The sequence below is a fragment of the Paenibacillus sp. 23TSA30-6 genome (assembly GCF_014858585.1).
In the GTDB taxonomy this organism is placed as follows: Bacteria; Bacillota; Bacilli; order Paenibacillales; family Paenibacillaceae; genus Paenibacillus.
This window is the reverse complement of the sequence record NZ_SLTL01000012.1, coordinates 1-18,874: the sequence shown is the minus strand read 5'-3', so window position 1 is coordinate 18,874 and position 18,874 is coordinate 1. Positions and strand designations below refer to the sequence as shown.

The window sequence follows — 18,874 nt, the reverse complement described above, 5'->3', positions numbered from 1 at the left end:
GAGATATGAGGAATGAAGTATAGAGATTATTTATAAAACGGGAGATTCATGCTGTTGTTGCACTACAGACTGAACAGCCCGCTGCCAGCCAGTATAATATTTCTCTCTGGTAGCGTCATCCATCTTTGGTTCATATGCTTCATACATTTTAAGATTGGAAGCGATTTGATCTGGATCGGACCAAAAGCCTGTGCCGAGCCCACCGAGATAGACTGAACCCATGGCCGACAGCTCGGCACATGTGGATCGGCTCACAAGGTTGCCCAGAATATCGGCCTGAAATTGCATCAGCCAAGTGTTGGAGGAAGCCCCGCCGTCCGTGCGCAGGCCGACCAACTCAATCCCGGACTGTTCCTGAATAAACTCTATAGCGTCCCGTACTTGGTAAGCGATGCTCTCCAGCGCAGCCCGGACAATGTGTCCTTTGCCAGTTCCACGGTTCATACCGATAATTGCCGCCCGGGCGTAGGGATTCCAATAGGGAGCGCCCATTCCGACAAAGGCAGGCACAAGATAGACGCCATCGTTTGCAGGAACGCTTTCGACTAAGCGCTGCATTTCCTCAAAGGTAGAGAACAGTCCTAAGTTGTCCTGCGTCCATTTGATGCTGTCACCTGTTGTCCGGATGATGGCTTCAAGTGCATACGTAACAGTTCCGCCGGCCCCCCAGGCGACAGCGGTTACAAGTCCGTCACCGCCATCCACCGGATGATTCCCTACGTTCATTAATACAGAGGTGCCCGTGCCAAAGGTTGCTTTGGCTGTTCCCGGCTTGAAACACAGATGCCCATACAATGCCCCTTGTGAATCCCCGATGACGCCCGAAATCGGTATTTTCTCGTTGAAAAGGTCGCAATCTGCCGTATATCCGAAAATAGCGTCGGATGGTTTAACCTCGGGCAGCAGGGAAGAAGGAACGGAGAACAACTGGGCAAGCTCTTCATCCCATTCCAGCGTGTGGATATTGAACAGCGATGTACGGCTAGCATTTGTATAGTCGGTTGCATGGTTTTTGCCGCCGGTAAGCTTCCAGACTAGCCAACTGTCCATGTTCCCTGCAAGTAGCCTCCCTTCAGCCAGCAGGTTGGCAGCTCCTTCCGCATGTTCAATGATCCATTTGAACTTGGCAGCGGAGAAATAAGGGTCAAGCATAAGCCCTGTTTTGGCGTGGATGGTGCTTTCGTGGCCAGCTTGCTTCAGCTCGGCGCACAGGTCCGCCGTACGCTGGCATTGCCAGACAACAGCATTATATATTGGCTGACCAGTCGTCTTATCCCACACCAGTGCCGTTTCGCGTTGATTGGTGATTGTCAGCGCAGCTAGCGCGGACGGGTGGACGCAGGCTTGATCCAATACGCTGCGGGCCGTTATTTTGACATTTTCATAAATTTCGAGCGGATCATGCTCTACCCAGCCGGGATGGGGGTAATATTGCTTATGCTCCATCCCGCTGCGGGCGATTACTGTACCCTGATGGTCTACAAGGAGTGCTTTGGTGCCTGAAGTACTCTGGTCGATGGCCAATATATATTGTTGATTGTGCTCCATATGCTTCGCCCTCTACTTATTAATCAATTCGAATGCAATTTGTTTGATATTGTCACCCGTAATGCCGTAGTGGTGGAAAACTTCCGCCGATTTACCGGCAATCGCCGGCTCATCCGGGATGCCGAGCACTCTCATAGGAACCGGGTGATTCTGCACAACAACTTCTGCCACGGCTGCGCCGAGACCGCCGTAAATGCTATGTTCCTCAACGGTAATGATGCGTCCAGTTTCACGTGCAGCGGTAATGATCGCCTCTTCATCCAGCGGCTTGATTGTATGCATGTTGATTACCCGGGCGGATATGCCTTCGTCGTTGAGTGCCTTGGCGGCATCGAGTGCGATTCGCACGGTTTCACCGACACCAATAATTGTAACGTCGTTGCCTTCTCTCACAGTTATAGCTTTGCCTATTTCGAATGGGTAATCATCGGTTTCGTAAACGTCCTCAACGGGATTACGCCCGATTCGCACGTATACGCCGCCGTCATATTTTACAAGCGCTTCGGTCAGTTTCTTCGTTTCGTGACGATCAGCAGGCAGGACAATCGCCAGTCCCGGAATTGCCCGGGCTACTGCGATATCTTGCACGGAGTGGTGTGACATACCAAGCGCCCCGTAGCTGACGCCTCCGCTAATGCCGATGAGCTTCACATTTGTCCGCGAATAAGCAACGTCAACTTTGACTTGTTCAATACTGCGCATACTGAGGAAGCAGGCTGGTGAAGTCACAAACGGTTTTTTGCCGCTGTGGGCCAGGCCTGCAGACATGCCTACGATATTCTGTTCGGCAATGCCGACCTCGACGAACTGCTCCGGGAACGTATTGGCAAAGGGAGCCATTGCAGCAGAACCGCGCGAATCGCTGGCCAGTACCATGATATCACGGTCGTCTTTGGCCAACTCCAGCAGTGTGTCACAGATTACTTGGCGATTAGGAATTTTATTCATGCTTAATGCACCTGCCCTTTCTGCGTCAATTCTTCGATCGTTGCCTTTAGCTCTGTGAGAGCCAGCTCCAACTCTTTATCATTAGGCACATGGTGATGCCATGCCGGGACATTTTCGGCGAACGATACGCCTTTGCCCTTGGTGGTATTGGCCATAATTAACGTTGGCTTTCCCGCTACTTCAGGGGTGGACCTGAATGCCTTGAGCAATTCTTCCATATTGTTGCCGTTGATAGAGACGACGTTCCAGCCGAAGGCAGTCCACTTCTCTTCCAGCGGCTCCAGTTCCATGACTTCTTCGGTAGCACCGCTGATCTGGAGTCGGTTGCGGTCGATAATGCCGATCAGGTTATCCAGCTTATAATGAGAGCCTGCCATAGCGGCTTCCCAGTTGGAGCCTTCGGCCTGTTCGCCGTCTCCCATTAGACAAAATACACGGTAAGTACGGTCATCCCGCTTGGCAGCTAGTGCCATGCCTACGGAAATGGGCAGACCGTGACCGAGGGCCCCGGTGTTCATTTCAATCCCTGGAACCTTGTTGTTCGGGTGGCCAATGAGTCGGGTACCGAACTGGCTATAGGTCTCCAGCTCTTCTTTTGGGAAAAAGCCCCGGTCGGCCAGAATACACCATAGAGATTCTACGGAATGCCCTTTGCTGGCGATAAAGCGATCACGGTCATCCCATTTTGGATTAGCAGGGTCAACGTTCATGATTTCATAATATAAAGCCGTTAAAATGTCTGTATTGCTCAGCGATCCCCCCGTATGTCCCGTTTTGGCGCGGTGAATGATGGTTAGCAGGTCCATGCGGATTTGTGCGGCTTTGACTTTCAGTTCCTGGATTTCCATAATGTCCTCCTCAAGATAGATATTATAGGGATGGTCTTTGTCGCTTTAGACGTCTCAAACGTGAATGTTCGGGCGCTTATTACGGGCGAGATCGGATCCTCTAAGCCAGCTTTGAATTTCCTGTTCCGTGGGATCGACCGGATCAGGCGTCAGGCCGGGTATATAATTGCAGGCCTCATAAATGGCCGGGATCACATTGGCGTGGATACCTACGGAATGATGGACGTAAGGCCCTTTTACGAGTTTTTCCTCCCACAGCGGCCAATCGTTTACTTCCACCCATACGTAGGAGCCGCGGGTATAAGGACCTTCAATACCCCGGGCACGCCCGAGGAACATGGAGTACTCACCGTGGTCGCCGTCAAATCGGGCAATGGTCATACCGCCACCGCGGATTTCGCCTTCATGCGTTCCGGGAGAATGGTCGTCGAAGAGAAAATGCTTGCGTAACTTCGGTTTGTTCTCTACAGAGAGCGAGACCGGGAAATTGCCACAGTGGAAGAGAAGTTCGCCGTTATCATTCTCAGGATGTCGAACAGTAATATCTGCGAAGAAGGTTGGCATTGTGTTCATGGAGGCAGCCTGCACCATAATGGAAGTAATGGCTCCATGGATATCTGTTTCACAAGTAACCGGAATTTGTTCGTCAGTCAGGATTGCGTTGGCCAGACACGGCATAATGGATATGGCATCCTGCAAAGAGGACCAGCACTGGATTGCGATAGCGCTGCTTCCCGTCTCACGGGCGAAGGATTTCATGGCGACCTTTAAAGCAGCTATCCGTCTTACGTCATCTTCGGTCACTTCACTGTAATCGAGTTTTTCTTTAATGTAATCCATCGTTTCCAGAAGCTCGGAGCTATTGCTGGAGGCGATTTTTTTGGTTCTAAGCTGAATGTCGACAATGGTAATGGGATGAATCTCAATGCCGAAGCGTTCCAGCAGTTCGCCTTCATTGCACATCATCGTCCAGAACGAAGCAGGGCGGGGGCCAATCTGGAGAATGCGTAAGCTCTTGAATTGGCGCACGACGTTGGCGGCAGCCACAAAGTTGGTAAAGCCTCTTTCGAAAACCGGATCATTCACCCAACTGTTCGTTACATAGGTGAAGGGAACGTTGAATCTTCGCAGCACTTTACCTGTGGCAAAAATACCGCATTGGGTGTCGCGAAGGCGCATGCCGTCCGCAAGCGGCGCTTCATCCCGCGGTCCCCACAGCAGGACAGGCTTGCCGAGCGCCTTGCCTACACGAGCTACAGTATCTTCTGTACCAAAGTTGCAATGTGGGAAAAAAACAGCGTCTACTTCTTCCTCTTTGAATCGCTTTGCAATTAAATCCGCGTTTATATGGTCGTCATACAGCAAGCCTTCCTCATTAAGGCCCTCCAGGTCTACAATGTCGATATCCATGCCAAAGCTCTCAATTTTCTTGCGAATTTCCACTTTGTACTTAAAGGCATCGTCGGCGCTGAACGTAAATCGGCGCGTCGGAGCATAACCCAACTTTAATTTCTTCATGATCATGTCTCCTCTGTACTTGAATAAACAACATTTGCTGAACAAAATAGAATAAATAAACTAAACAAAATGAAATTAGTTTAGTTGTAAAAACTAAATTCAATGAATATTTCTATGTCGAGGTCATAGTAACATCGAATTAAAACGGTGTCAATGAATTATTCAGTGATATTTAGTTATAATAACTAAACAAATAACTAAACAAATATAAATAAATTCAGCTAATTATTGCATCGCATCTCAATTCGGTGTAAACTTCACTTATTCTCTTCACTGCTGTTGTTCATCTTATTTAGAATGGAGAATTAGGGCATGAAAATGGAAGACATCGCTAAGCTGGCCAACGTATCCAAATCAGCTGTTTCACTGGCCTTCAGCGGCAAGCCGGGTATTGGCCCGGATACGCGTGAACGTATTCTCCAGGTAGCCCACGAGGCAGGATACAGTCCCAAAAGCAAGACGATAACGGCTTCAAGAAGTGATAAGTCCTTGCTTTTTCTCGTGTGTACAAATTCGGGCATTGTCCTTGAGGAATACTATCAGCAGCCATTTTTTAAAGAATTAATCCAGTTTATTGAGGAACGTTGCCGACAAAAAGGGTATTCGTTGATCTTCTCGACGGTCGACGTAGAATTTTTCCAGAGGGATATCCAGATGGTTGCAGAGGAGAAACGCAGTGCAGGCACCATTGTTCTGGGAACCAATTTGACCCGTGAGCAGATCAGTGATATTCATGCCAAGCTGCCGAATCTGATTGTGCTGGATACCTGCTTTGATACGCTTCCCGTGCAATTTATCCAGATTAATAATGTTATGGGTGCTTATCAGGCAGGAGCTTATTTATGCGATATGGGTCATACCTCAATCGGTTATATTGCTTCAAATGTACGAATTCATAATTTTGAGGAACGTAAACGCGGATTTTTGGCGGCACTCATGGAACGGGGGCTGAAGATTCCGGAGGCACAAATGCTGGCTGTAGCGCCAACCATTCTTACTTCGCAGGAGGATCTGAATCGGCAGTTAACCGTTTATCTGGAGAGCGGGAAAACTTTGCCGACGGCCTGGTTCTGCGAATGCGACTATATTGCTATCAGCGCCATGAAGACCATGAGCGAGCTTGGCATCCGGGTGCCGCAGGATACTTCAATTATCGGCTTTGACAACATTACGGAATCGGTCATTGTTACGCCGGAGCTAACGACCATTCATGTAGAAAAAGAAAGAATGGCCGTTCTGGCTGTCGATCTCCTGACCGATACTATTGAGCAGGGAACGCAGGTTACAGCAAAAATCACAGTGGATACGAAATTTGTAGAGCGCAATTCCTGTGCTGCTCCTGCCACTTTCGTACCTAAAGGCGAGCTAACCGAGCAGGCCTGAGTAGAGGATAGATTTGGACAAAAGAACGGGGGGTCACCTTGAATGAATACGCGAATGGTTTCGATTCTACAGCATTTGCTGGCTGCGGACACTCCTGTCAAGAGCGAGCATCTGGCAAAATTGATCCAGGTTACTTCACGTACCGTACGTAGCGATATCAGAGAACTGGATGAATTTCTGGCCAAGCATGGAGCATCGATTCAGCCTGTTCGTTCAAGGGGGTATGAACTGAAAATCACGGACGACCGCAGCTTTCGTACGCTCCTACAGCAGTTGTTCCTGTATAACGAACCGGATGATCCCAATTCTCCTGAATACCGACAGCGTTATTTAATCTCGCGCCTCCTACTTACAGAAAATTATTTGAAGCTGGAAGAGTTGGCGGATGAGTTATACATTAGCAAATCCACCGTACAAAATGATTTCAAAGAGGTTAAGCATATGCTACAGGCTTACGGAATCGGCATTGATAAGCGCCCGAATTACGGTGTCAAGCTGAGGGGCGACGAGGTTCGCTTACGTTTCTGCATGTCTGAATTCATCGTCAACCGTTCTGAAGAAGAAAGGACTGGGGGCGTGGAGGCCGCATCGAGAATGGTTACCCCTTGGGAAATGACACTCATTCGCGGTATTATTCTGGAGCAAATCCAGAACCACGGGGTCACTTTGTCGGATGTTGCCTTCAACAACCTGTCCATTCATATCGCTATAGCTTGCAAGCGTATTCGCGATGGGAACCGGGTCGCGATGCTTTCCAATGAAAGGGAAGATTTTCGGGCTACCGAGGAATTTCGAGCCGCTGAACATATCGTTAGCCACATTGAAAAGCAAATGGATTTGACCTTTCCGGAGGATGAGGTTGCTTATATCGCCATGCATCTGGCCGGGAACAAGTGGTTTGAGGGAGTTACGGAGCAACAGACAGAAGAGGAGGGGCCTCAGAAGCTCTTGGATCGGGGAATTTATGAGCTTGGCAGAGAAATGCTGGCTGAAATTGACAGGGACTTTAACCTGAATATCAGCCGGGATCAAGAACTGTTAATGGGCATATGTCTTCATCTGAAATCGGCGCTAAACCGCGTAAAATATGGGATGAATATCCGTAATCCGATGCTGGATCATGTGAAGAATAATTATCCTTTGGCTTTTCAGGCGGGGGTCATAGGTGCCAAGTTAATCGAGAGTAAACTGAATTTGGCTATACCAGAGACAGAAATGGGTTATTTGGCGATTCATATCGGGGCCGCCATGGAAAGGCAGCAGATGAACAACAGACCTAAACGCTGCCTTGTCGTATGCACTTCGGGTGTTGGAAGTGCCCGCTTGCTGTATTACAAGCTACGTAGCAAGTTCGGTGAAAGGCTTGAGGTTGCTGGCACGACCGAGTATTACAAGTTGCAGCAGGTTCCTTTGCATGGCATTGATTTTGTGGTAAGCACAGTTCCAATTCCGCAGACATTATCCATTCCGGTCGTGGTAGTTCAGACTCTGCTTGGCGGCGGTGACATCGATAAGATTGAAGAGCTGCTGACGGATGAAGGCGAATTTACTTTCCGCCACATTATGGAAGAGCTTGTATTTCTGAGACAGAACTTCACTACAAAAGAAGAGATTATTACTTTTTTGGGAGAAAGAATGCATGCTTCCGGATTGATCCGCTCTTCCGAGGGATTCATCGGATTGGTGCTGGAAAGGGAAAATGCTGCTCCTACGGCTTACGGAAATCTGGTAGCCATTCCTCATCCCATTATTCCACAAAGCAACCGGACGGTATGGGCGGTCTGTACACTGAAATCTCCTATAGATTGGTCCGGTAAGCCCGTGCAGTTCGTCTGCCTGCTCAGTATTAACAAAAACGGCGACGAGCCTCCGGCGAAAATGTATAAGCATCTGATGGGACTGGTCGACGACTCCGATATTATCCAGCAAATGCTGGAATGCAAAACCTACGGGGATTTTGCTCAAATTATTGTCAAACATAAACTGTATTAAAATAAAGCTCTGCACGACATCTGCTTGGATTTTGAACAAGCATCGTGCGGAGTTTTGCTATTTTTTCCATTGTAAGCATTTCCGCTTCTAGTGGAAAAGAGTTGCGTTTAGAAGTCGGCAAGAATCGTATACACTGAATCTGTAAGCTAAAGAGATGAAATGCATGGGGTGAATTCAATGGATGAGTATCAGGAAATCATAATGGGACTTATAACAAATTCGGGTATTGCGAAGAGTAAAGCTATGGAAGCTATCAGCTTTGCCGAGAAGGGTAATGCGGAGCAGGCAGCAGAATGTCTTGAAGAATGCAAGAACGAGCTGGTTCAAGCGCATAAATCGCAGACGCGACTGATCCAGCAGGAAGCGGGTGGGACAGCTCATGAAGTGACACTGCTAATGGTGCATGCACAAGACCATCTCATGTCTGCCATTACGACCAAGGATCTGGCGAGACATATCGTGGAACTTTACAGCAGATTGAACCGTTACGAAGCATCAGTATCCATCACACCATTATCGGGGAGGAATAACCAATGAAACAAATTACGCTCGTATGTGCAGCAGGAATGTCTACAAGTATGCTGGTACAGAAAATGCAGAAGGCTGCACAGGCTCAAAATGTTGAGGTTGAAATCAGAGCTACTTCCGAAAGCTCTTTTAAAGAGTATGCGGACAAAACGGACGTACTGCTGATAGGACCGCAGGTCGGCTACTTGGAAGATGATTTTAAAACCAAATACGAGCCTAAAGGCATCAAGGTAAGCGTAATCGACAGAATGGATTATGGCATGATGAATGGTGAAAAGGTACTTGCCGAAGCCTTAAATCTATAATCGTCTGTACAAATAGATCAACACTTTTTCATTGAAGGTGGTCAAAATGAAATATCATAAATTGAAAGCGTTTGACTCCAATTTTCTATGGGGTGGATCGACCTCGGCCTATCAGTTTGAAGGAGCATGGAACGAGGACGGAAAAGGGCCGTCTGTTATTGACGCCCGTCCGCCCCGGGAAGGGATCACTGATTATAAGGTGGCAAGCGATCATTACCATCACTATAAGGAAGACATTTCCTTACTGGCGGAAATGGGCTTCAAGGCTTATCGCTTCTCGGTGGCCTGGACCCGCATTTATCCGCAGGGAACAGGGGAATTGAATCCGAAAGGCATACAGTTTTACAACCATTTAATTGATGAGTTATTAAAATACGGGATCGAACCGATCGTGACCATGTATCATTTTGATCTTCCGGCAGCTTTGGAAAAAGAAGGCGGATGGTCGAACCGTAGTACAATCAACGCATTTGAAACGTATGCGAAGACATTGTTCGAACACTTTGGGGACCGGGTGAAATATTGGTTAACTATTAACGAACAAAACATGATGATTTTGCACGGTTCCGCTTTGGGAACGTTGGACCCGAACCTGAAGAATCCAAAAAAGGAATTGTATCAGCAAAATCATCATATGCTTCTGGCTCAAGCCAGGGCGATGATTCTGTGCAAAGAAATGTTACCTGAAGCTAAAGTGGCACCGGCCCCTAACATCTCGTGCGTATATCCAGCTTCTTCGCGTCCGGAAGATGTGCTGGCGGCTGATAACTTCAACACAATCCGCAATTGGTTATACCTTGATATGGCGGTGTTTGGCCGTTACAATACGCTGGTCTGGAGCTACTTCGAGGAAAAAGGCTATACGCCTGAGATTCAAGAAGGTGATATGAGTATTCTGTCCGCCGCGAAGCCAGACTTTATCGCTTTTAATTATTACAGCTCTGCAACGGTCAAAGCCAGTACCCAGAATTCGGCAGAAAAAGGCGGGATGGGGGATCAGCAAATCTCAGTGGGGGAAGTGGGTGTTTTTTCCGGGAGTGGGAATGAGTACCTGGAGCGAACGGAGTTCGGCTGGGGAATTGATCCGGCAGGCTTGCGTGTTACTCTTAGGAAGATCTATGACCGCTACCAGCTACCGCTGATCATTACCGAGAATGGACTGGGGGCTTTTGATTCCTTGGAAGAGGGCGATGTCGTAAGAGATGATTACCGCATCGATTACTTGCGCAAGCATATCGAGCAATGCCAGCTGGCTATTACGGACGGGGTGGAGCTGTTTGGTTATTGTCCTTGGTCCGCAATTGATCTGGTCAGCACCCACCAGGGAGTAAGCAAACGTTACGGATTCGTCTATGTTGACCGGGATGAGTTCAACCTGAGACAATTGCGGCGGATTCGCAAGAACAGCTTCCATTGGTACAAAAATGTGATTTCCTCAGATGGAAGCGTTCTCTAGATTATAGTACAACAGATGAAACTCTAAAGCAGGAGTTGAAGGAATATGGCTAACGAAAAAAAACTATCGCATAAATTGCAAAGATACGCTGGGAAAATTCAGCAAAATCGCTATATGAGCGCTATATCAAATGGACTGATGTCCACCCTTCCTTTTTTGATTATTGGAGCATTTTCGACGCTTTTCTCCGCACTTGCCTGGGAGCCTTACCAGAACCTCATCGCACCCATCAAGGGTATTATCGGATTAGGATCGACGATGACAACTGGCATCATCGCCCTCTATGCAGTCTTCTTCATCGCCTACAGACTGGCGCAAGCTTTTGACAAGGACCCGCTGGTTCCCGCAGCAACGGCACTGCTCTCGTTTCTTATTTTGACGCCGATTCAAACATTCGATAAAGTTCGGGCGCTTCCACTTCAGTGGCTCGGTGCGCAGGGTTTGTTTGTCGCCATGTTGGTTGGCTTGCTCGCTTCCCGATTGTATATCTGGATTGTCGATCGCAACTGGACCATTAAAATGCCCGAAGGAGTACCGCCTACCGTTGTCAAAACATTCTCAGGATTAATTCCGGCGATACTCGTAGCTATGGTATTCGTTATTGTTTCCGGTCTGTTCATGCATACGTCATTCGGTACGGTCCATGAGTTTATTTATACCTATCTGCAAGTGCCACTGGAAGGACTGGGTGGATCACTGGGGGCTATGATTGTCGCCCTCATCATTATGCAGGTGCTCTGGATGTTCGGAATCCACGGCGCAATCGTAACGCTTGCCATCGTCAAACCGATCTGGATGAGCCTGGATCTTGCCAATCTCGACGCTTTCCAGGCGGGAGCTCCGCTTCCAAACATTATCGGGCTGGCTTTCTGGTATATTTTTTCAAACTATGCGCCGATGCTGGGCTTCGCTCTCCTGCTGGTCTTCTTGGCCAAGAGTAAGCAATTACGCACAATTGGCAAGCTCGGTCTTCCGGGGACTTTCTTCTCGATTCACGAGCCACTCATTTTCGGAATTCCAGTTGTTTTGAATCCGCTCCTGGCTATTCCGTTTATCATTGCTCCTATCGTCTGCGCCGTCCTCGGTTATTTTGCGACAACTGCGGGCTTGCTGCCTGCACCCATCGGAATTTACCCGGCATTTGGCACTCCGATTTTTGCTCTCGGCTTTATTGAGGGGAGCTGGAGACTTGCAGCTGCACAGCTTTTGCTCATTCCCGTTTGTATGTTGATTTACTATCCATTCTTTAGAACGCTTGATAAACAAGCGTTGAACAGGGAACGCGAAGCACAGGAGAAGTCAGAGCAGGAGGGAACGGCTGGAGCCCAAGCTAGTATCGTCACTTCATAAATGAGCAATAAAAGGGAAAGCGGCGAACTGTTCGCCGTTTTCTGTCATTACAGCAATAAGGGGGATGCCGTATGATAAAGCTTGGCATAGCGGAGAACAAACGTTACTTTGTCAATGAAGGAGTTCCATTTTTTTATCTGGCGGATACCGTCTGGAGCGCATTTACCAACATCTCACTGGAGGAATGGGCTGATTATCTTGACTACAGAAGTAGCCAGGGGTTTAATGTTCTGCAAATCAATTTGCTGCGTCAGTGGGATGCCAGCGGCAGTGATTTGGATTACGAACCGTTCGAACGGATTGAGGACGGGAGCTACGATTTTTATTCGCTGAATCCAGACTATTTTGACAGGGCGGAGACAATGGTCGAGATGGCGGTGAGCAAGGGATTTGTACCCGCGCTTGTTTTGCTTTGGTGCAATTATATCCCGGATACATGGGCGGCCAAGCTTCGTGATGAGAAAAAAATGCCTCTGGAGGCGGTAGAACCGTATGTGCGTTACGCGGCAGACCGATTCTCAAAGTATCACCCTATCTATATCGTGAGCGGGGATACCGACTTCCCGTCAGAGCGAGCAAACGAGTATTACCGCACCACTCTTCACGTTGTGAAGACACATAGTCCGGAGTGTTTGACTACTCTTCACATTCAGGGGAGACTAGCGGATCTGCCGGATGAGTTCATTAACGATCCTAATTTGGACTTTTACATGTACCAATCAGGTCACAATTCGCAGTTTCAGTCCAAGGCCTACACCTTGGCGTTGGACTTCTACAACAAGCGGGTAACACGGCCTGTGCTAAACTCGGAACCTTGCTACGAGATGATGGGATACAGCCGGAGAGAATACGGTCGTTTCGGCCGTGCCGACGTGCGTAAAGCTGCATGGCAAAGTCTTTTGTCCGGTGCGGGAGCCGGTGTAACCTACGGAGCACATGGAATATGGAGCTGGCACAAAAAAAGGAAGCGCTTTGGAGTTACCGGGGAAGGTTTTGATAGCCCCTATGAATGGCAGGCTGCCCTTAAATTTGAGGGAGCGTGGGATTATGGATTCGCGAAGTGGCTGTTCCAGATGTACGGACTGGTAGATTTGCAGCCTTGGAACATAGTACTTAAGAACACGGAAGAGATTCGAGTTGCCTCAACCAGAGGCTTCGAAAAAATTGCTATTTATGTGCCGGTGAACACGGTCCTGAAGCTAGACGCCGATCTCAGAGAATATGACTTTACGATTATCGACCTGGAATACCGCCGATTTGCAGCAGCTTCGGTAGCGTTTCAGGACAATGTAACGGTTATTGATATGCATAATTTTGAGGGGGATGTCATCGTGATTGGCGTGAAAGATAAGAATTGAGCGTTCCGCAATCTTCATCCGAATCTCTGTTAGATCGCTTGCAACCTTTCCATCCTGAACTACGTCAAAGAGGTTGTTAATGGCCAGGCGGCCTAATTCAACTACAAGGTGGAACTTACATGAATATGAGAAAAAGCGCATTCGCAGCCATGACCACAGTATTGCTTCTTTCCTTCTCTTTTGGAGATCAAATGTTTGCGGCGGGCAATCAGTTCAAGGATTTGGACAGCATAAGCGGCAAAGACAAAATCATTTCCCTTCAAAATCAGGGTTTGCTCAAAGGGGTCTCTGATACGCAGTTTCTCCCCGCCTCTAGAGTGACTGCTGCCCAAGGCATTCAGTTGATCTCCGGCGGATTTCAGCTCAGTTTGGCTGCTATTGATTTTAATAAGGCGCCACAGGCCAGCGGACTGTTCTCCCATGTTAAGGATACCGCATGGTATGCCGAAGCCTTTATCAACGCGCATTATAATGGCGTGGAGATTCCCAAAGATATCGATCCTTCAAAAACTCTGACCAAGGAAGAGTTCACCCATATGCTGATTCAGGGCATGGAAAAAGCAGGCAGCCTGCCGATGATCAAAATTGCACCTGCAACGATTGCCGATGATAGCAAGTTGGAGTCTTCCTATCAAGGCAGCATTCAGCGTTCGCTTGTATATAAGGTCAATAACTTGGATGCCAGCGGAAAGTTTAATCCAAAAAGCGAGATTACACGTGCGGAAGCAGCCATTATGTTGTATAACGCGCTAGAGTATCTGAATGCTCATAAGGCTTAATCCAATGTTCTGAGCCAACCCCTTGATTGTTACGAGGTACCGTGCGGATTTGGGCTTACAGTTACTTGACACGATTATCGTTAATGCTATAATAAGGAAATCGAATTTAGATCCAACGGTAGCTGATTATCGTATGGTTTCTATCCTGGTCCTTCGGCATGTAACACAGGTAACGAATAAATAAGCTGGCTCCGGATGAGGGAGACCAGCTTATTTTTTTGTAAATAAAACGCCTAAACATTTCGGGACCCATATATCGAGAGGAGACGGGAGTTATGTTTGGTAATGATTGGGATGAAGTTTTACGGGAAGAGGTAGAAAAGCCTTATTTCAATGAATTGAGGTATACATTAGCACGTGAATACAAAATACATAAAGTCTACCCTCCAAAGGAAGATTTGTTTTCCGCACTTAAATTAACACCATATCATCTTACCAAAGCGGTTATATTGGGGCAGGACCCCTATCATGGAGAGGGACAAGCCCACGGCTTGAGCTTTTCCGTAAGACCAGGTGTGCGTACACCGCCGTCTCTGCAAAATATATATAAAGAGTTACGTGCTGATATCGGTACTCCCATTCCCAATCAGGGCTACCTTGTTCCTTGGGCAGAGCAGGGAGTGCTGCTGCTGAACAATGTGCTGACCGTGCGTGAAGGACAACCGCAATCTCATCAGGGAATAGGCTGGGAACGTTTCACGGATGCCGTTATTGAGGCGATTAATGAACGTGAGCAGCCGGTAGTGTTTATTTTGTGGGGAAGCCATGCCCAGAAAAAAGCAAGCTTCGTGAATACGAGCAAGCATTTGGTTTTGAAATCTGTCCATCCGAGTCCTTTGGCGGCTCATAGGGGCTTTTTCGGCAGCAAGCCTTTTTCGCAAACCAATGCATTTTTGCTGGAGCATGGAATGGAACCGATTCGGTGGGAGATTCCTAACCGCTAGCACTGGAGGTGAGGACATGCGTCAATGGAAGGGACGTCAGGTCATTTTATATTATGGCAACAACGGTCATACCCAAAAGGTGCGCGGCACGATTGAAAAATGGGATGACACGCACAAGTGCGTTATTTTAGGCCCGAAGATGTTGTCTATTCCTTTTGAAAATATTACGTATATTACGATGCTCCCTCCTGGGCGTGAGCGCAGAAGCCGTCATCCGGCGAAGCTAAATTCTATCGGTTATGTGATGAGCGTTCCAGTGCAGTTTGATAATGCCATTCTTTTTCAATCGGCGGTGACCGTTTGGAAAGAAGACCAGTTGATTGCCTACAACACAAAATTGACCAGTCACACGGATTACGATGTCGTTCTGGATGATGGACAAACCTTGTCCAAGGAGGGTCATCTGTTCGTGGTCAGGTCGCTACGCGGAGAACTTTAACTGTTATAATTCACCTTTTTTTCTTCCTAAGGGTTCAAATCAAGTAGCTGTTTACCGATAAAGTAATAGGATTGTTAATTATATCCTAATTTATAGAGCTGAAACTAAGGGAGAGAAACGAATGAAACGTATGAGCAAACGGAGTACCTTCTTACTTGCTGTGCTGATGTTTTTATTTGCAGCATTGCCAGCGGGTTTGATCCAGGCGGAGGGGAACACGACCTCCACGGTAGAGTGGGATAGTCAAAATCCGACTACAGTCAATCTGGGTGGAAACCCCGCTCAATTAAAAGTGTGGTCATTGACTGAAAAGGGCAAAGAAGATGTTACACAAAAGGCAGAATGGATCTCTGGGGATTCAAGCATTTTAAAGGTAGATAAGGGACTCATTACTCCTGTGTCAAAAGGGCAGATTAAGATTGTTGCCACATATGGACAGCAAACGGTAAGTACAACGATTACAGTAAAATCGCCTTACAGCAAGCTGCAAATAGATCCATCCGGTCCCATCAATCTGGTGGTGAGCGGAGATTCGAAGCAATTGACTGTCCAAGGTACGCTTACGGCGGGCGGTACAGAAAAAGTATCTGGTGTGGAATGGACATCCACGAATCCGTCCGTGGCTACAGTGGAAGATGGTCTGGTTCGTCCTCTTGCCAAGGGCATGACTTACATTAAAGCAAGCAAAGATGAACTCAAAGCACAAACGATCGTGTATGTACGTTCTTCTTCTCAGGCATTAGTATTGAATGCATCCGGGTCCAAATCGGTCTTTCTGGGTAGCTCCCCAATTCAGGTTAATGCAACCGATGTGAACCTGACTGGTGGTAAAACTGATGTGACCAACACGGCAGAATGGACTTCCTCCAATCCGCTGGTTGCCACAGTCGAGCAAGGAAAAATCACACCGATGGATGCAGGGAATTCGACGATTACAGCGTCCTATCACGGTTTGAGCAAGACTCTGAAGATTAATGTACTTCCGACGGTTGAAAAACTGGTTTCAAGCAAAGCCAGTCTGACTCTCGAAACAGGAGGCAAAACTTCTCTTCCGAGTATATCTGCTTATTTGGTCAATGGAGCAAAAAAAGCAGTTCAATCCGATGTAAAATGGAGCTTAAGCAGTGAAAGTGCAGTTAAAATAACAAATGGTAAGCTAGTTGCAGTGAACCCAGGTAGTGCAACATTGACAGCAACGGTAGGTGCGCTCAAACTGGATATTCCAGTGACTGTGCAATACAAAGTGCTCAAGCTGACGGCTTCTGAGAAAAAATATGTATTGGTTGCAGGCCAAGAAGCAAGTATTCCGACAGTAAAAGCACACATGGCTGGTGGCGGAATCCTGGATGTTACCAATCAGGTAAGTTGGGTAGGTACAACAGCCGCAGTTACAGTAGGAAATGGTAAAGTAAAAGCGGTAAGTGGCGGTAACTCAGGAATCAAGGCGATGTATATGAATAAATACGTGAAAGTGCCTGTCATTGTGGAAGGAGCCATTTCTACATTGACACCAAGCTTTTCGAATGCTGAAATGAATTTGAAAGGAAGTAAGTCCATCAAAGTCACCGGCATATATACAGATGGTAAAAAAGCAACGCTGAGCAGTAAAGTGAAATGGACAACCTCGAATGCTTCCGTAGTGGTCGTGAAAGGCTCTTCCATTAAAGCCGTTGGAATTGGAACAGCAACTATTACGGGCACTTATCAAGATAAGTCGTTTAACGTTGAGATCAAGGTCACACCTAAGTTGCTCAAACTGGTATTGAGCAATAAAAACCTGAAGCTGCCTAAAGGCTCCTCTCAAGTGCTTAGTGTGAATGCAATTTATGATTCAGGCGCAACTACTAATGTGACAAGCTCAGCGGTATGGACATCCTCCAAACCGTCGATTGTACAGGTTACTGGTGGTCAGGTGAAGGCGATTGATACCGGAAGTTCCAGTATCAAAGTAGTCTATGGTGGTAAGACTGTAGCGACATCTGCCAGAGTGTTAAAATAGTCTACGCATATTGCCACATCCACTTATGCAAAAATAACCCCCGGTCTATAACCGAGGGTTATTTTTCAACTTATTCTACGCCGTCCTGATAATGGTTCTTCCAGTGCTTGTCGCCTTTGTGAGAGAAATCTTCAACCGTCTTTTCCAGCGTGGTCACCAGTTGAGCTTTAATCTCGGAAATGGTATCTCGAAACAGTCTTTCTTCTGTGCCATTAATTTTTTCACCATACAAAGCCTGAGCGGCTATAAATTGACGATGTTGCTCAACAAAACTGTCAATTGAATGCAGCGCATGCTCCACGTATTGTGAAATGCTGTGATGCTCGCTAGGCAGTTGCAATTTTAACTCCTGTACTCTGTTTAATAATGCCATGATGATCACCTCGTGCGTTTTATTATGTCAATAATTATACATCATTTTCGGAAAACTTTCATTAAATTTTGATTAAAATGTGACTTTTATTATGTCATGATTGCATTTTCACTGGTGATCAGGCATAATTTTCGGAATTAATTTCATTTTTTCTTTGTGTCGTGATTTTAAAATTTAATATATATGATACGAAGATGATGTAAAAGCATGCTGCGACAGCTGTCTTTCTGACATGTTATAATGGGGGAAAAGCCCAGTCGGAAAGGTTGTCAGTATGGTATGAAGCTTTTTAAAGGTTTATTTTGGGGGATTCTGATCAGTCTTCTCCTGTGGTGTGCCTTGTTTGGGCTTGTCCGCTGGATGTCTCATTAAGTCGCTTCCTGTATCTTATACAATAACTCTTGCGACTGTATCCACGTCATTAACGGAAATCGTATATACGTGTTCGTCATCATAAAGCTTGAATTGCTGAGTTTCTTGGTCAGATAGGAGCTTAGGCCAGCCAATTACGGTACTTCCATTCAGTAAGCGGATTACAACGGCTTGCATTTGGCTCACGGCCAGTTTGATCTCATCGTTCATTCGTACAACCTCCTCTCTATACTATTTGTCGTCGAATATTCAACCTTTTTTTAGTCAGTAAGGGGTTACAAAAAATAAAATCCGGGGATTACCTTAGTTGAAGGCATCTACTGGAATAGCTTGAAGGGAAGAAGAAAATTGAAGAAAAAGTTGCTGAGTTTTATAGTCTTAGTGCTGCTAGCTGCGGGCGCGTACTGGTTTGAAGGTGGCAATCTTCTTACGAAAACGACAGGAGAGAACCCGCCTGCATCGGCTCAGGTTACGCTGCAATTTCCGTCAGGTCGTTATCCTGAAACGGCGCAGCATATCAAGGAAGCCATTCAGGCGGGGAAATCACCGGTATGCACAATTGACCGTGAAGGAGCCGAGCAAAATCGCAAGCATTCGCTTGCAGGTGTTCCCACTCGTAAAGGATACGATCGTGACGAATGGCCGATGGCTATGTGCGTGCGCCCATAAGGGCATAAACTGAATTTGCTGATAGCAAGGCAACAGGTTAGGTTGCGAAGCCTGTCATCGCCCAA

At 47.1% G+C, this 18,874-nt stretch carries 17 protein-coding genes and 1 pseudogene; 12 read left to right on the top strand and 6 right to left on the bottom strand.

Features of this window, described 5'->3' with window-relative positions:
- Positions 1–30 precede the first annotated feature (30 nt).
- The 4 genes from glpK to E0698_RS12900 are packed head-to-tail and all read right to left on the bottom strand — an operon-like array spanning position 31 to position 4,862.
- The gene (glpK, locus tag E0698_RS12915; RefSeq protein WP_192511829.1) at positions 31–1,548 is read right to left on the bottom strand and encodes a glycerol kinase GlpK; all 1,518 of its coding nucleotides are present in this window, start codon (positions 1,546–1,548) and stop codon (positions 31–33) included.
- A 12-nt stretch (positions 1,549–1,560) separates the two neighbouring features.
- Complete coding sequence (locus E0698_RS12910; RefSeq protein ID WP_076264801.1) at positions 1,561–2,496, bottom strand: transketolase family protein; 936 nt, start codon at positions 2,494–2,496, stop codon at positions 1,561–1,563.
- Between the two features lie 2 nt (positions 2,497–2,498).
- The gene (locus E0698_RS12905; protein WP_192511828.1) at positions 2,499–3,344 is read right to left on the bottom strand and encodes a transketolase; all 846 of its coding nucleotides are present in this window, start codon (positions 3,342–3,344) and stop codon (positions 2,499–2,501) included.
- A 54-nt stretch (positions 3,345–3,398) separates the two neighbouring features.
- The gene (locus tag E0698_RS12900; RefSeq protein ID WP_192511827.1) at positions 3,399–4,862 is read right to left on the bottom strand and encodes an L-fucose/L-arabinose isomerase family protein; all 1,464 of its coding nucleotides are present in this window, start codon (positions 4,860–4,862) and stop codon (positions 3,399–3,401) included.
- 312 nt (positions 4,863–5,174) lie between these two features.
- On the opposite strand from E0698_RS12900, the gene E0698_RS12895 reads away from it, so the two are divergent.
- From E0698_RS12895 to E0698_RS12845, 11 genes are all read left to right on the top strand, one after another.
- Positions 5,175–6,245 carry a LacI family DNA-binding transcriptional regulator gene (locus E0698_RS12895; protein WP_044648221.1) on the top strand — a complete coding sequence of 357 codons (1,071 nt, stop codon included), beginning with the start codon at positions 5,175–5,177 and terminating at the stop codon, positions 6,243–6,245.
- Between the two features lie 42 nt (positions 6,246–6,287).
- Positions 6,288–8,237 carry a BglG family transcription antiterminator gene (locus E0698_RS12890; RefSeq protein ID WP_192511826.1) on the top strand — a complete coding sequence of 650 codons (1,950 nt, stop codon included), beginning with the start codon at positions 6,288–6,290 and terminating at the stop codon, positions 8,235–8,237.
- 177 nt (positions 8,238–8,414) lie between these two features.
- Positions 8,415–8,774, top strand: coding sequence for a PTS lactose/cellobiose transporter subunit IIA (locus E0698_RS12885; protein ID WP_134913540.1), 360 nt, complete (start codon positions 8,415–8,417; stop codon positions 8,772–8,774).
- Positions 8,771–9,070 (top strand): PTS sugar transporter subunit IIB, encoded by a 300-nt coding sequence (locus E0698_RS12880; protein ID WP_023989371.1) that lies wholly within the window; start codon positions 8,771–8,773, stop codon positions 9,068–9,070. Before E0698_RS12885 ends, E0698_RS12880 begins: the two co-directional genes overlap by 4 nt.
- Positions 9,071–9,116: 46 nt before the next feature.
- Positions 9,117–10,526 carry a glycoside hydrolase family 1 protein gene (locus tag E0698_RS12875; protein ID WP_192511825.1) on the top strand — a complete coding sequence of 470 codons (1,410 nt, stop codon included), beginning with the start codon at positions 9,117–9,119 and terminating at the stop codon, positions 10,524–10,526.
- A gap of 45 nt (positions 10,527–10,571) precedes the next feature.
- On the top strand, positions 10,572–11,876 hold the full coding sequence (locus E0698_RS12870; protein WP_134913542.1) for a PTS sugar transporter subunit IIC: 1,305 nt from the start codon (positions 10,572–10,574) through the stop codon (positions 11,874–11,876).
- A gap of 71 nt (positions 11,877–11,947) precedes the next feature.
- On the top strand, positions 11,948–13,234 hold the full coding sequence (locus tag E0698_RS12865) for an apiosidase-like domain-containing protein (RefSeq protein ID WP_192511824.1): 1,287 nt from the start codon (positions 11,948–11,950) through the stop codon (positions 13,232–13,234).
- Between the two features lie 119 nt (positions 13,235–13,353).
- Entirely contained in the window at positions 13,354–14,013 is a 660-nt protein-coding gene (locus E0698_RS12860) for an S-layer homology domain-containing protein (protein ID WP_192511823.1), read from the top strand.
- A 275-nt stretch (positions 14,014–14,288) separates the two neighbouring features.
- A complete protein-coding gene (locus E0698_RS12855) occupies positions 14,289–14,957 on the top strand; it encodes a uracil-DNA glycosylase (RefSeq protein WP_192511822.1) in 669 nt (222 codons plus the stop codon).
- Positions 14,958–14,973: 16 nt separating this feature from the next.
- Positions 14,974–15,396 carry a hypothetical protein gene (locus E0698_RS12850; RefSeq protein WP_134913545.1) on the top strand — a complete coding sequence of 141 codons (423 nt, stop codon included), beginning with the start codon at positions 14,974–14,976 and terminating at the stop codon, positions 15,394–15,396.
- A gap of 121 nt (positions 15,397–15,517) precedes the next feature.
- Positions 15,518–17,395 (top strand): Ig-like domain-containing protein, encoded by a 1,878-nt coding sequence (locus E0698_RS12845; RefSeq protein WP_192511821.1) that lies wholly within the window; start codon positions 15,518–15,520, stop codon positions 17,393–17,395.
- Between the two features lie 70 nt (positions 17,396–17,465).
- Here the strand turns inward: E0698_RS12845 and E0698_RS12840 are convergent, their stop codons facing one another.
- Both E0698_RS12840 and E0698_RS12835 read right to left on the bottom strand, forming a co-directional pair.
- Positions 17,466–17,768, bottom strand: coding sequence for a hypothetical protein (locus E0698_RS12840; RefSeq protein ID WP_192511820.1), 303 nt, complete (start codon positions 17,766–17,768; stop codon positions 17,466–17,468).
- Between the two features lie 387 nt (positions 17,769–18,155).
- The gene (locus E0698_RS12835; RefSeq protein ID WP_013310963.1) at positions 18,156–18,350 is read right to left on the bottom strand and encodes a hypothetical protein; all 195 of its coding nucleotides are present in this window, start codon (positions 18,348–18,350) and stop codon (positions 18,156–18,158) included.
- A gap of 138 nt (positions 18,351–18,488) precedes the next feature.
- Between E0698_RS12835 and E0698_RS12830 the strand changes: the two are divergent.
- Positions 18,489–18,797 (top strand): annotated as a pseudogene (locus tag E0698_RS12830) (NucA/NucB deoxyribonuclease domain-containing protein); the annotation flags it as partial.
- Between the last annotated feature and the right edge of the window lie 77 nt (positions 18,798–18,874).